A 12,926-nucleotide genomic window follows, 5' to 3' on the forward strand; every position below is an offset into this window, starting at 1 on the left:
GGCAATACTGGATTTTAGTCCCTCTCTGAACAGCGGGTGGTCGTCAATGATCAGAACGCTTTTCCTGGAGGCCAATGGTTTTCTCCTTTAACGGGATGGCAATGAAAATATAGGTGCCTTTGTTGGGTTTGGACTGGATGTTGATTTTCCCTTGCAGCAGACGAACCCGCTCCACCATGCTCTGCAGCCCCATGCGTTTTCCTTTCAGGGCCCGTTTCCGGCGGTCATTCACGTCAAAGCCTTTACCATTGTCTTTGATGCGGATAACGATATCCGGAGAGGAGGCGACGACCCGGATGGTTACCCGGTTGGCGCCGGCGTGCCGCTTGATGTTGTTCAAGGCTTCCTGGATCAGCCGGTAGATGTTGATTTCTGTTTCATATTCCAGGTTCAGTTCGTCCACGCCGGCCGCCGCGAAATCGATTTCCGCATCGCTGGATTTGGAAAAATCCTCGCAATACAGGTACAGGGTCTTGACCAAGCCCAACTGGTCCAGACCGGGGGGGCGCAGATCGTAAGCCATGTCCCTGACAGCGGCAATCGACCGCTGCAGGATATCGGACAATTGCCTCACTTTATTGCTCGTTTCGGTCGACTGATCTTTGAACAGGGTCTCCAGGCTGATTTTCAGTGTGGATAGGTCCTGGGCGATGTGGTCGTGTAGATCCCGGGATATTTTAAGGCGCTCATTCTCTTGCGCTTTGATCAATTGATGGGTAAGGAATTGCACCTGATCCTGGGCCTGTTTTCGCTGGGTAACATCGACACCAACACTCAAGATTTCAACGATCCGGTCGGCTTTATCCCGCACGACTTTGTTGGTCCAGGCAATCCAAGCCCGACGACCATCCCGGCGGATATTTTCGATTTCATTGGTGGGGTATCGTTCCGGATGCCTTAAGAAGTCCATCATCAGGGAACGGTAGTCCCGCCCTTCGGAGGACCGCCACGGAATGATGCTTCCCAATATATTCCGTCCGATGACCTCCTGTTCTGGAAACCCGAAAAATATCCGGGCATATTCATTGAAAAAGGTGATGTGCCCCAAGGGGTCATAGCGCACGATGATGCTGTTGGTGTTCTGGACCAGTTCGCGGTATTTTGCTTCGCTGCGGCGAAGGGCGGCTTCGGATTTCTTGCGGGCGGTGACATCCCGGGCAATGGTATGGGCACAGGCGTTGCCGGCAATCACAATTTTGCGGCTGCTGAATTCGGTGTAGATGGTGCGGCCGTCTTTCCTGGCGATTCTTGCCTCACCGGAGATGGATTGACCGGCCCAGATGCGTTTAAAGAAATCACTGTGCCGTTCGGGGTCAACTTTGGCGTAAAGATCGAAAATTTTGAGTTTTTTGAGTTCATCCGGTCCGTATCCGGTTAACTGGGAGGCGCTGCGGTTGAAAATCAGGATGGCGCCGTCGGCGCCGCTGATGAAAATGGCATCCCGGGAACCATCGAAAATGATGCGGTGGCGTTCCTGGCTCTCTCTCAACGTCTTCTCGATCTTTTTTCGGTCCTCAATTTCGTTGAGCAGATGTTCGTTGATCAACGTCAGATCCCGGGTCCGCGCGTGTACCCGTTCTTCCAGGTGGCGCCGGTGCTTTTCCAATTTCTCTTCGGCTTCCTTGCGCTGGTGAATGTCGATGATCATGCCGAATTTGGAGATGGCGCCTCCCTGTTGCACCAGGGGGGTGTCGATGACGTAATACCAGCGCCCATCTTTGGGGCTCTTCACTTCCCAGCGAACGGTTTCCCCTTTGAAGACGCGTTCGTTGCGGCACCAGGGGCAAACCTGGTCCAGGTTATGCAGAACCTTGTGGCAACGTTGCCCGGTGCCGTCGAAGCCCGTACGTTTGATCAACCGTTCGTTCATGAAGGCGATGCGGAAGTCTTGGGTGCAAACATACATGAATCCGGCAAACGCATGGATAATGGCGGATATCTGAAGGTCCCGTTCCTTCAACACGTCCTGGACAGGGCGATGGTCGGCACGAGGGGCTTCTAAGGCAACGCCGGGCGTTCCATCGGAATGAAATTCCTTTGCAGGTATGGATAGGTGCTTCAATCGGTTGCGTTCGCTCATCCGGACGACCTCTGCGGGTGGTTGAGGGCGGGTCGATAATCACTTGCTGAAAAGTTATCTCAGAAGCCTACCGCTGAAAAGAAAAAACTTTGAAAAAGATGAAATATTCGATAGAACACGATACCATTGATAAAAAGGTGACGCAACGTGACTGAAGATGAAATGCTGGAAACCCATGACGATCGACGGATCAGCGTCAAACAAGCCATCTCGGCTTACACCCAGAGCGAGAAAGTCAAGTCGGGAATAATTTGGATCTGCCAGGTCTCGAACCAGGTGGCAGCCATGGACGGTCCAGGTAGACGGCAGGGACTGCGCCTGCTAAAAACGCTGGCCCATATGGTCGCCGATGAATCGGATCTGGCTGCCAAGATCACCGGTGACCGATGCTGGCATGAGATTGGAAAAAAGATCAATATGGCGCTGGTGATGATCAATTCTGGTGTCCCTCAGGAGACCGCCTTTCATTTGACGCAGGCCTTGACCCGGGTTACCCGCCTCGGTGGTCAGGCCGCATCGGTTCTAAAGGAAAGGGGCCTTTTTTAGGAGACTGACATTTCCCTATGTTTGGAGGACCAATAGCGGCATGAAAGACAAAATCGGCATTTACTACTACCCGGTTCCCGAGAACAAACGGGTGCGCATGTATGTGCGCGCGAAAAACAAGGATATTGAATTCAGAATGAAAAATGAAGATGATCCCAGTGTCTGGAATGACCACGGCTGGGTTCCCTATGGTGCCATTCAACAGGCGCAGGTGCTGTACGAAAAACGCGGTCGGTTCGACCCCCATCGCGCATACGACATCCAGGTCGCGAAAGTATTGATTCGGGACGGCGGATAGAGCGGAATCGCGATATATGGATTTTCGGCAAGGGTAACGGAAGACAATGTCCGCATCTATGGTTTTACAGGGATCGGTTGGGCTGGTGGTTTTTCTTCTCCTGGCCTGGTTGATGGGCGAAAAACGCAAACAGGTGTCGCTGAAAACGGTTGTCGTGGGCGTGGGTGCCCAGGTGATCACCGGTATGATTCTGCTGAAGGTGCCGGTTTTCAGGCAGGTTTTCCTGGTGCTGAACGACGGGGTCCTGGCACTGGAGGCGGCCACGACGGCCGGCACCGCATTTGTTTTCGGCTATCTCGGCGGCGCCTCATTGCCTTTTGTCGAGACCTATCCCGGTGCGGCCTTCGTGCTCGCGTTCAGGGCACTCCCGCTGGTTCTGGTCATCAGCGCCCTGTCGGCCCTGCTGTTTCATTGGCGCTTGCTTCCCCTCCTTGTCAGGGGCTTTTCCTGGTGCCTACAAAAGACCATGGGCCTGGGTGGCGCCGAAGGATTGGGTGTGTCGGCCAACGTATTTGTAGGCATGGTGGAATCCCCCCTTTTTGTGAGGCCCTACCTGGAGAAGATGACCCGCAGTGAGTTGTTCACCCTCATGACCGCAGGGATGGCCACCATTGCCGGAACGGTGATGGTCTTATACGCCAGTATATTGGGAGATGCCATTCCTGGTGTCATGGGCCATATCCTCACCGCCTCCATCATCAGTGTGCCGGCAGCCGTCACCGTAGCAAAGGTCATGGTCCCTGAAACGGAACCACCCACTGGTGGACAACTGGTGGTGGCGAATCCGGACGCCGGCAGCATGGATGCTGTCACCCGGGGAACCATTCAAGGCGTTGAATTGTTGATCAATATTGTCGCCATGCTGGTGGTGCTGGTGGCGCTGGTTCATCTTGTCAATACGATGCTGGGGGTTTTCCCTGACATGGGCGGGCAGCCGTTAACCCTTCAGCGGGTGTTGGGGGGCGTGATGGCGCCGATCGTCTGGTTCATGGGGGTGCCGTGGCCGGAGGCGCGGGCGGCCGGCAGCCTCATGGGCGTAAAGACCATTTTGAATGAATTTATTGCCTACCTTGAACTCAGCCGCCTGGCCCCGGGTACACTGAGTGACCGCAGCATGCTTATCATGACCTATGCCATGTGCGGGTTTGCCAACCCCGGCAGTTTGGGGATCATGATCGGGGGGTTGGGAACCATGGTCCCGGGCCGGCGCAGCGAGATCGTCGCCTTGGGTTTACGATCAGTGGCTGCCGGAACCCTGGCTACTTGCATGACGGGTGCAGTAGTGGGTCTTTTGAACTGATCGTTATAAAATCAATTAGTTGCAGAAAATTTATGAAGCACCTGCTTTACGGTATTCCCATCGGCGGAAGCACCGAAGTGGGCCATTATGCTGCCCATGGCCTGCATTTTATTCTTGTAGGCAGAAAAATCGATATTGGCGGCGATCCACCGTTCAATCTCATCTGGTGTGGCCATTTTGGGAAGGTAGGCCTCGATGATGGCAATAAACGGTGATGTCTCCCCCTGACCGCTCTTTTCCAGCATTTCCTTTTCCGATTTAATCAGTTTCTTGAGAATCTTGATGATTTCTTCATCCGGCAATTGTTTATTTTCCGAGCGGGCCATTTCTCCCATGATGACTCGGATTGCATCTTTTCGAACCTCGTCCCGCGCCTTCATGGCTGATTTCAGATCGTCTTTCAGTTTATCTTGAAGCGTCATTGAAATGATCCTTTCCGAAGAATCGAGGTTTCAGGTACGTCGTTTCCCCAAAGTTAAACTGGACATCATCATGTCCATCGTAATCCAGGTCGATCAGGATGTAGCCATAGTTCGGGTAATGTAAAAAGGACAGCGTGATCAGCGAGGGGTCGAAGGGGGGCGTGAAATCGGCATCCAGGTGCAGCATCGCATCCCTCTGGGCACCGTGGCAGACGACCCATTCATCCTTGTCCAACCGGTCGATTGCCTCCGGTGCATAGAAACTCATTGGTAGGGCCTCAGGATCGATGGTTGCCGGGGTGTCATCGATTTCAAAAGCCATTTTTGACAAATGGGTGTCGAGGGCGGAACGGTCGGCAAAAACGAGTCCCATGGCATGATCCAGATCGTCAACGGACCACCAGTTATCAGCACTGAAAACCTTTTTTAAAAGTACCGTATTGTCATACCATGAGGATTGAAGGTCAGCCTCGAAATCGGTGCAGTTTGCATCGACGAGACCCTTTTTAAGTTGGTCGACGCGGCCCATGCACAATTCAATGAACGTGCCCGCCCAACGAAGGGACAACTTTTTTTTCTTCATTTTTTTTCCAGTTTCAACTACTATTAAAATGGATGCCAACTGTTTCAGCGACCATCGGGTTTGTCAAGAAAATTGCGCGGTGGGCTTAACCTGACGCATCCATGATTTTTTGCTCAGTTGGAACGGAAGAAAAAAATGCGCCTTTTGTTGGTTGAAGACGACCAAAAAATTGCCTCCTTCGTAAAAAAGGGATTTAAAGCGGAAGGGTTTGCGGTGGACCATGCCGTGGACGGAACGCTAGGGTTGGACCTGGCTCTCAGCGAACCCTACGATGCCGCGGTTGTGGACATCATGCTGCCCGGATTGGATGGCCTTTCACTGATTGGGCGAATGCGCCGGGAAAAGGTGATGACGCCGGTGATCATCCTCAGTGCAAAAAGTTCCATCGATGACCGGGTCAGGGGCCTTCAAACCGGTGGTGACGATTATCTGAGCAAGCCATTTGCCTTCTCGGAATTGCTGGCCCGGGTACAGGCGCTGATCAGGCGGGCCAGCGGAGCCAAAGAACCCACCCGATTGTCATGCGGTGAACTGTCGATCGATATGCTGACGCGGGAAGTCTTCCGAGGAGAGAAAAAAATTGAATTGCAACCACTGGAGTACTCGCTTCTGGAATATTTGATGAGAAATGCCGGCCGGGTGGTGTCCAAGACCATGATCATGGAACACGTCTGGGATTACCATTTCGATCCCCAGACCAACGTGGTGGAGGCTCGAATCTGTCGGCTCCGCGATAAGGTGGACAAGGGCTTCGAAGACAAACTGATCCACACGGTCCGCGGGGTGGGGTATGCCCTTCGCCAGAACGATTAAACTGCATCGATCCCTATCGTTCAGGTTGACCTTATGGTACGGGATCATCTTTTCATTATCCTCCTGCTTGGCATTTCTTTTTTTCTACGTCCTGATTACCACCAACCTGAGGCAACGCCTGGACAGCCGGCTTTCCGATAAAATCTCCGAATTCGAAGCCATATACAACCTTCAGGGACTTGAGGAGGTCAAATCCGCAGCTCTGATCGAATCCCAGGCGGCCGGTGAGAAAAAAATCTTTTTCCGGCTGCTGTATGCCAGTGGTGTGGCTTTTTCTTCATCCAACATGACTTACTGGCAGGAGATTGGGATCAACCGAAATGCTGTCGGCCAGCTGGTAGAAGGTCGGTCGCGGGTTTATGAAACCTTGACCATCGCCGGCAGGCCGGATCGGGTTCGCATCGCCTACGGGATCATCGGCAAGGGGGTCGTTGCGCAGTTGGGTTATTCCATGGAGAACGACACGGCCTTTATTGCCATTTTCAAGAAGATTTTTCTCATCACCATGTCGGCGCTTATTCTGACCGCAGTCCTGGTGGGATGGTTCATGGCCAGGCGGGCCCTTTCCGGTGTTGAGGCGGTAACCCGAACGGCCCGGCAGATTTCTGAGTCAGACCTCAGCCGCCGGGTGCCGATCACGGCACGCCATGAAGAGATCGACCGCCTGGCGGTGACCTTCAACCAAATGCTGGACCGGATTGAAAGGCTGGTTGTCGGTATGCGTGAGATGGGCGATAATATCGCCCATGATTTGAAAAGCCCGGTGGCGCGGATTCGCGGTATGGCTGAAATCAGCATGTCCGGCGCATCCTCTATCGGTGATGACTTGACCTTGGCCGGCAGCACCATCGAGGAGTGCGACCGCCTGCTGGATATGATCAACACCATGCTGATGATCTCCAAATCCGATGCCGGTGCCGGAGACGAGACCCTCGAACCGGTCAATCTGGCCGATGTGGTCCGCGGTGCGATGGCGCTTTTTGGTCCCCTGGCCGAAGACAAGGGACTTACCCTGAGCGGCGATATACCCGATGTGCTGATGGTGAGCGGGGATTTGAAAATGCTTCAGCGGGCAGTGGCCAATATCGTGGACAATGCGATCAAATATACACCGTCACCGGGAAATATTGACATTCGTGGGTTTCGTGATAAGGATGTTGAAATGATTAACGTTTCCATAACCGACAGTGGCATCGGCATCGACGTTGAGAACCTGCCGAAGATATTCAACCGCTTTTTTCGATGCGACGAGAGCCGGGCAACCGGCGGCTTCGGTCTGGGGTTGAGTCTGGCAAGGGCCATCGCCCATGTCCATGGCGGCGATATCCATGTTGAAAGCTCCATCGGGGTTGGAAGCGTTTTCACTCTCTGCTTGCCCCAGTTGCAATCCAGTTGAGAAGATGCGCTGCGTCGAATCTATAGGTTCTATCTGCACCGTTCCCTTCACCGCGACACGATATATGTTCTGCGAAAACCAATGGTGAACCATGAATTCAACCCCGGAAAAAAATGATGTCGCGATTCCCTACAGCATGCTTCGAGTCAACCTCCACCCGTTGACCCTTGTTTTTATGGGCAGTCAACAATCCTTGGAAGAACCCTTTAAGCAGGCATACTATTCCAACTCTGTCGAGCATGTGCGGCGCTGCAAGCTGTATGCAATTCTTTTTTTCAGTATCTTCGGCGTACTTGATGCCTATGTGTTTCCGGAACAGAAATTCCAGTTGTGGTTTATCCGGTACGTGCTGGTGTGCCCCGTGTTTCTGCTCGGGCTGATCTTCTCGTATACCAATGCCTACCGCCGGTTATGGCAGGGCGTCAATGGGTTCTACATTATCGTCACCGGGTTTGCCTACGTGGCCATGGTGGTGATCACGCCCGCCCCCGAGTCACTCTTTTACGGTGTGGGCACCATTTTTTGCGTTTTCTTCGGATACACGTTTATCCATGCCCGGTTCGTTACCGCCTCCATTGCCGGTCTATTGGTCATCGGCGGCTACCAGGCGGCGATGATGTGGCTGATGGAGGCTACCGGCGTCATCCAGTTGATATTTGGTGCCCATTTTATGGGAATCAATCTATTGGGCATGCTGATCTGCCACTCCATCGAAACTCAGCATCGTAAGAATTTCTTCCTGAATTTCATGCTGGAACAAGAGAAGGAGAAAACAGACGACGCAAACCGGACGCTGGAACAACGGGTAGAAGAACGCACGGCCGCGCTGCAGCGGATCAACCGGGATTTGAATAAAGAGATCCTCGAGAGAAAGCAGGCCGAGGGACGGGTGCGGGCCAGTCACGAACAACTCGCATCGATCCTTGACAGCATCGATGCGGATATCCATGTGGTGGACCTGGAATCGCACATCATTCTGCTGGCCAACCGCCACATGAGAAAGACTTACGGCGAAGACATCGTCGGTAAAGTGTGCTACCAAGCGACCCATGGATTGGATTCACCCTGCCACCAGTGCAAGACCCGCCTTCTGATAGACGAAAACGGCCGACCCGGCGAAAGCTTTTCCTGGGAGGATAAAAATCCGGTCAACGGCCGGTGGTATATTATCTCTGCCCGTGCGATCGTGTGGGAGGACGGCCGTCTGGTCCAGCTCACCGTGGCCACGGATATCAATGCGATGAAAGAGATTGAAGCGCGACTGCAGCGGGCGCAGAAAATGGAGGCCATCGGTACCCTGGCCGGCGGTGTGGCCCACGATCTAAACAACATCCTTTCCGGTTTGGTCGGCTATCCGGAACTGCTCCTCATGGACCTTCCCGAGGGCAGCGAAACACGCATCATCGTCGAAACGATCAAGCAATCCGGCGAGAAAGCAGCGGCCATTGTTCAGGATCTGCTGACCCTGGCGCGGCGGGGGGTAGCCGTTACCGACGTGGTTGAATTGAACCAGGTGGTTCGGGACTATTTGGACAGCCCTGAACTGGCACGGCTAAAATCTCTCCATCCTCGCGTGACGATTCGTTCGGATCTGGCGTCGACGCTGTTCAACATCGTCGGCTCACCGGTGCACCTGGGAAAAACGATTATGAACCTCGTCACCAATGCCGCCGAGGCGATGCCGGACGGGGGGCAGATCACCTTGAGCACAAAAAACCGCTATGTTGACCGGCCGATGCACGGCTTCGAAACGGTATTGGAAGGCGAATACGTGGTGCTGCAGGTGGCCGACACCGGCGTCGGGATCCCGGCTCAGGATCTGGAGCGGATCTTCGAGCCATTTTACACCAAGAAGAAAATGGGCCGCAGCGGCACCGGTCTGGGCATGGCGGTGGTGTGGGGTACCCTGAAAGATCACGGCGGTTTTATCGACGCCCGTAGCATCGAAGGCCAGGGGACCGTATTCGAGCTATATTTTCCCATTACGCGACAGGCTGCAAGGATGGAGGCTGAGGAACTCTCCATGGATCGCTATCTCAGTGCCGGCGAGTCTGTCCTCGTCGTGGATGACATCAAGGAGCAGCGTGACCTGGCGGCATTCATGCTCAAACGCCTGGGCTATCAGGTAGAGGCGGTTGCCAGCGGTGAGGAGGCGGTTGAATACATCCGCAAGGCGCCTGTGGACATCCTGGTTCTGGATATGATCATGGCGTCGGATATGGACGGTCTGGATACCTATCGTCAGATTCTGGCTATCGCTCCGGGCCAGAAAGCGATTATCGCCAGCGGATTTTCCGAATCTGAGCGGGTACTGGAAGCCCAGCGTTTAGGTGCCGGTCCATATATTAGAAAGCCGTACCGCATGGAACATATCGGCATGGCGTTGCGGGAACAACTGGACCCGGCGTCGACCGATGGCCCGCATGAAACCACGGTCATTGACTAGAACCTGCGTGGTGATCAAACTCAGGCCCCGCCACCTGCTTAAAGATTACCATTTGGTAATCTATGAGTCATCTTGCCGTCATCCTCGACGGTTACGTTCGAGCCATCGATTTTAAAACGATTACATCATTTAACGTTGGCATGCACCAGGAGGTTGATCATGATCAATTCGAAGCAAGCGGTTCAATCCTTTCTTATCCTCTCTCTCTTATTCGGCGCGGCCACTTTCCTCTGGGGGGGCGCGCCGATGGTCGGCACCGCACACGCATTCTCGGCTCCGGAAAGTTTCAGCGAACTGGCCGAAGCAGCCAGACCCGGTGTGGTTAACATCCGTACCGTTAAAATCATCAAGGGCGGCAGTCCGGTTTTCCGGCATTTTTTTGGCAACCCCCATGGGGGCAACCGAAATCCATTTGACGAATTTTTCGGCCCGTTTCAAGGAGAAGGCCCTCAGCGCGATTTTAAACAGCGCAGCCTGGGTTCGGGATTTCTCATCGATGGCGACGGCTTCATCGTCACCAACAACCATGTGATCGAGGACGCCGATCAGATCAAGGTGATCCTGGCCGACGATAAGGAATTTGACGCCGAATTGGTGGGCCGGGATCCGAAGACGGACCTTGCCCTGATTCGCATCGTAGGTGCGAAAAATCTTCAGCCCCTTGAACTTGGCAACTCAGAAAACCTGAAGGTGGGTACCTGGGTGGTGGCCATCGGCAGCCCCTTCGGCTTGGAGCAGACGGTCACCGCCGGCATCGTGAGTGCCAAGGGCCGTATCATCGGCTCGGGACCCTATGACGATTTTATCCAGACCGATGCGTCGATCAATCCGGGCAACAGCGGTGGACCGTTGTTGAATATGGATGGTGAAGTCGTGGGCATCAACACGGCTATCATCGCCAGCGGCCAGGGCATTGGTTTTGCCATCCCTATCAATATGGCCAAAGGCATCATCGACCAACTCAAGGACAAAGGTGAGGTTACCCGCGGTTGGCTAGGCGTGGGAATCCAGGATCTTACCCCGGAACTGGCCGATTACTACGGGCTGAAGGCGCAAAAGGGAGTTCTGGTCACCCAGGTATTCGAAGGGGATCCGGCGGACAAAGCCGGGATCAAAGTCAATGACATTATCTTGTCTGTGGACGGCCGAAAGGTGACTACTGGCCGCGAACTGTCTGCCATGATTGCGAATACGCCGGTGGGGAGCCAGACTACCGTCGACCTGATTCGAGACGGCAAAACGAAATCCCTGACGGTAACCTTGGCCAAACGGGACGATGATGAAAAGACGCTGGCCACCCAGAGCCGCGACAATGACGAACTGGGCATCGAGGTTACGGACCTGGATTCAGATATCGCACGCCGTTTCGGTATCGAGGGCAAGGAAAACGGTGTGCTGGTCACGGATGTGAAAGATGACAGCCTGGCCCGGGAGGCCGACGTGAGACCCGGTGATATCATCAAAGAAATCAACCGCACCGTCGTGAAAGACCGCAATGACTTTATCCAGTTGATGAAAAAGAACGAGAAAAGCGAAACCATTCAACTGCTGGTGAAGCGGGTCAATTCGGGGTACCTGGTGGTAAAAATAGAGCGTAAATAGCCATTGCCAGCCCTGTGACGTGATCGGCGGATTCGGGTTGACGACTCGGGTCCGCCGATTAGTTGTGATCTTTTCGGTATTGGAGACAGTTGTGATCGGGGCTTGACACGATCGCAAAACGGAACTAAGTTGGCTCAAAAACGGGTAGTTGCGAAAAATCGAGCTGATTGTACGCGCTACCCGACACAGAAAGGATAGCGTGATGCCGGTTTATGAATTCAAGTGCCAATGTGGCCATATTACCGAAGAACTGGTGCGGATGGATACCCAAGTGGTTGAGTGCCCCAAATGCCACGATAAGGCCAAGAAAATACTTTCCGCTTGCAGTTTCGAACTGAAAGGCGGCGGATGGTATGCCGATGGATATGCATCGGCAAAAAAATAGCCGGCAAGCCGAGATGTCTCTGACGAAGCACCGGCGATATGATCAATCGAAACCCGCCTGCTCCATTTTATACTGCCCGATCATGCCCACATGAGCGCCTGCCTGCCGCCATCGGCAGGATCTTCTCCGGTCGCACTGCTGCCGGATGCTTCTGTCCTCTATGCCCTGATAGATATAACCGGCCCTCTTTTTCGGAAGTGTGTCGGTTTTTTTCATTTTTTCTGCTGTCTTCGGGAAACGGTACCTTAAACCACCAGGGGGTGACATGACACAGGAGCTAATCCATGGAATCGAAGCCTTGACAGCCTTTGCCATCGACGCCATTCGAAGTTCCGGTCAACGGGCATTGGACAGTTTCGGCCAGGGCAGGGGGGCGACCAAATTTGATGAAGGGCTGGTCACTCGGGCAGAGCTGCAGATCAGCACCTGCTTCCAGCAAGTGTTGGACAGCCAGTATCCCGACCACCGGATGTTCACCAGCAAAGCCCTGGATACCACCTATACCCACGACAACCGTCGATACCTGTGGATTTTCGACCCCATTGACGGCGTCGATAATTACCAGGCGGGCATTCCCATCTGGGGTATGTCTCTGGCGCTGCTGGAAAATTTCTGGCCGGTATTCGGTGCCTTCTATATGCCGGCCACCGGAGACCTGTTTCATGCCCGGGCCGGCGGCCAGGCCTTTTGGGGCGAGAAGCCCATCCGGATGATTGACGATCGAACCATCGACGACGAAAGCCTGATGTTCACCTTTTCAAGATTCCACCGGCACTATGTCTCCCGTTTTCCCGGTAAGATCAGGAACCTGGGCTGCACCGGCGCTCACCTGTGTTACGTGGCCATGGGACGTGCGGATGTGGCCGTTACGGCCAACGAGTCCTTTCAAGATCTTTCAGCCGCGCGAATGATTGTGGAGGCAGCCGGCGGGCAGCTGTTCAAAGCCAGCGGTGAAAAATTCTACCTCAACGACTACCTGAACGGGGCGAGGATCGAAGAGCACCTGCTGGTGACCGCTCCCGGCAATTGCCAGGCGGTGCTGGACTGTCTGGAAA

General features: G+C 54.1%; 13 protein-coding genes. 9 read left to right on the forward strand and 4 right to left on the reverse strand.

Annotated elements, in window-relative coordinates:
* Positions 1 to 43: 43 nt before the first annotated feature.
* Positions 44 to 2,080 (reverse strand): PAS domain S-box protein, encoded by a 2,037-nt coding sequence (locus tag ABYV26_RS10740; protein ID WP_372680852.1) that lies wholly within the window; start codon positions 2,078 to 2,080, stop codon positions 44 to 46.
* A 147-nt stretch (positions 2,081 to 2,227) separates the two neighbouring features.
* Here ABYV26_RS10740 and ABYV26_RS10745 point away from each other — a divergent pair, with 147 nt between their 5' ends.
* From ABYV26_RS10745 to ABYV26_RS10755, 3 genes are read left to right on the forward strand one after another with little or no spacing between them, the layout of a single operon-like run.
* On the forward strand, positions 2,228 to 2,626 hold the full coding sequence (locus tag ABYV26_RS10745; RefSeq protein WP_372680854.1) for a hypothetical protein: 399 nt from the start codon (positions 2,228 to 2,230) through the stop codon (positions 2,624 to 2,626).
* A gap of 40 nt (positions 2,627 to 2,666) precedes the next feature.
* Positions 2,667 to 2,924, forward strand: a complete 258-nt coding sequence (locus ABYV26_RS10750) for a hypothetical protein (RefSeq protein ID WP_372680855.1) — start codon at positions 2,667 to 2,669, stop codon at positions 2,922 to 2,924.
* A gap of 46 nt (positions 2,925 to 2,970) precedes the next feature.
* Positions 2,971 to 4,224 (forward strand): NupC/NupG family nucleoside CNT transporter, encoded by a 1,254-nt coding sequence (locus ABYV26_RS10755; protein ID WP_372680857.1) that lies wholly within the window; start codon positions 2,971 to 2,973, stop codon positions 4,222 to 4,224.
* An 11-nt stretch (positions 4,225 to 4,235) separates the two neighbouring features.
* Here ABYV26_RS10755 and ABYV26_RS10760 read toward each other — a convergent pair whose 3' ends face one another.
* Together ABYV26_RS10760 and ABYV26_RS10765 are read right to left on the reverse strand one after the other, a co-directional pair.
* Positions 4,236 to 4,646 (reverse strand): GatB/YqeY domain-containing protein, encoded by a 411-nt coding sequence (locus ABYV26_RS10760; protein ID WP_372680858.1) that lies wholly within the window; start codon positions 4,644 to 4,646, stop codon positions 4,236 to 4,238.
* Positions 4,630 to 5,229, reverse strand: a complete 600-nt coding sequence (locus ABYV26_RS10765; protein ID WP_372680860.1) for a hypothetical protein — start codon at positions 5,227 to 5,229, stop codon at positions 4,630 to 4,632. The genes ABYV26_RS10760 and ABYV26_RS10765 overlap by 17 nt, the downstream gene beginning before the upstream one ends.
* A 135-nt stretch (positions 5,230 to 5,364) precedes the next feature.
* Between ABYV26_RS10765 and ABYV26_RS10770 the strand changes: the two genes are divergently transcribed.
* From ABYV26_RS10770 to ABYV26_RS10790, 5 genes are all read left to right on the forward strand, one after another.
* Positions 5,365 to 6,042, forward strand: coding sequence for a winged helix-turn-helix domain-containing protein (locus tag ABYV26_RS10770; RefSeq protein WP_372680862.1), 678 nt, complete (start codon positions 5,365 to 5,367; stop codon positions 6,040 to 6,042).
* Positions 6,020 to 7,438 (forward strand): sensor histidine kinase, encoded by a 1,419-nt coding sequence (locus tag ABYV26_RS10775; RefSeq protein WP_372680864.1) that lies wholly within the window; start codon positions 6,020 to 6,022, stop codon positions 7,436 to 7,438. Before ABYV26_RS10770 ends, ABYV26_RS10775 begins: the two co-directional genes overlap by 23 nt.
* Before the next feature lie 91 nt (positions 7,439 to 7,529).
* Positions 7,530 to 9,884 (forward strand): ATP-binding protein, encoded by a 2,355-nt coding sequence (locus ABYV26_RS10780; protein WP_372680866.1) that lies wholly within the window; start codon positions 7,530 to 7,532, stop codon positions 9,882 to 9,884.
* 159 nt (positions 9,885 to 10,043) lie between these two features.
* On the forward strand, positions 10,044 to 11,486 hold the full coding sequence (locus ABYV26_RS10785; RefSeq protein ID WP_372680868.1) for a DegQ family serine endoprotease: 1,443 nt from the start codon (positions 10,044 to 10,046) through the stop codon (positions 11,484 to 11,486).
* A 202-nt stretch (positions 11,487 to 11,688) separates the two neighbouring features.
* Complete coding sequence (locus ABYV26_RS10790; protein ID WP_372680870.1) at positions 11,689 to 11,871, forward strand: FmdB family zinc ribbon protein; 183 nt, start codon at positions 11,689 to 11,691, stop codon at positions 11,869 to 11,871.
* 42 nt (positions 11,872 to 11,913) lie between these two features.
* Here the strand turns inward: ABYV26_RS10790 and ABYV26_RS10795 are convergent, their stop codons facing one another.
* Positions 11,914 to 12,087 (reverse strand): hypothetical protein, encoded by a 174-nt coding sequence (locus tag ABYV26_RS10795; protein WP_372680872.1) that lies wholly within the window; start codon positions 12,085 to 12,087, stop codon positions 11,914 to 11,916.
* Between the two features lie 49 nt (positions 12,088 to 12,136).
* Between ABYV26_RS10795 and ABYV26_RS10800 the strand changes: the two genes are divergently transcribed.
* The coding region (locus ABYV26_RS10800; RefSeq protein ID WP_372680874.1) for an inositol monophosphatase at positions 12,137 to 12,926 on the forward strand (790 nt) is incomplete at its 3' end.

It is taken from the genome of Desulfosarcina sp., assembly GCF_041551955.1.
GTDB lineage: Bacteria > Desulfobacterota > Desulfobacteria > Desulfobacterales > Desulfosarcinaceae > Desulfosarcina.

Coding starts and splice junctions, on each gene's coding strand:
- ABYV26_RS10740 (WP_372680852.1), bottom strand. CDS start 2,080: ATGAGCGAACGCAACCGATTGAAGCACCTATCCATACCTGCAAAGGAA.
- ABYV26_RS10750 (WP_372680855.1), top strand. CDS start 2,667: ATGAAAGACAAAATCGGCATTTACTACTACCCGGTTCCCGAGAACAAA.
- ABYV26_RS10755 (WP_372680857.1), top strand. CDS start 2,971: ATGTCCGCATCTATGGTTTTACAGGGATCGGTTGGGCTGGTGGTTTTT.
- ABYV26_RS10760 (WP_372680858.1), bottom strand. CDS start 4,646: ATGACGCTTCAAGATAAACTGAAAGACGATCTGAAATCAGCCATGAAG.
- ABYV26_RS10765 (WP_372680860.1), bottom strand. CDS start 5,229: ATGAAGAAAAAAAAGTTGTCCCTTCGTTGGGCGGGCACGTTCATTGAA.
- ABYV26_RS10770 (WP_372680862.1), top strand. CDS start 5,365: ATGCGCCTTTTGTTGGTTGAAGACGACCAAAAAATTGCCTCCTTCGTA.
- ABYV26_RS10775 (WP_372680864.1), top strand. CDS start 6,020: ATGCCCTTCGCCAGAACGATTAAACTGCATCGATCCCTATCGTTCAGG.
- ABYV26_RS10780 (WP_372680866.1), top strand. CDS start 7,530: ATGAATTCAACCCCGGAAAAAAATGATGTCGCGATTCCCTACAGCATG.
- ABYV26_RS10785 (WP_372680868.1), top strand. CDS start 10,044: ATGATCAATTCGAAGCAAGCGGTTCAATCCTTTCTTATCCTCTCTCTC.
- ABYV26_RS10790 (WP_372680870.1), top strand. CDS start 11,689: ATGCCGGTTTATGAATTCAAGTGCCAATGTGGCCATATTACCGAAGAA.
- ABYV26_RS10795 (WP_372680872.1), bottom strand. CDS start 12,087: ATGAAAAAAACCGACACACTTCCGAAAAAGAGGGCCGGTTATATCTAT.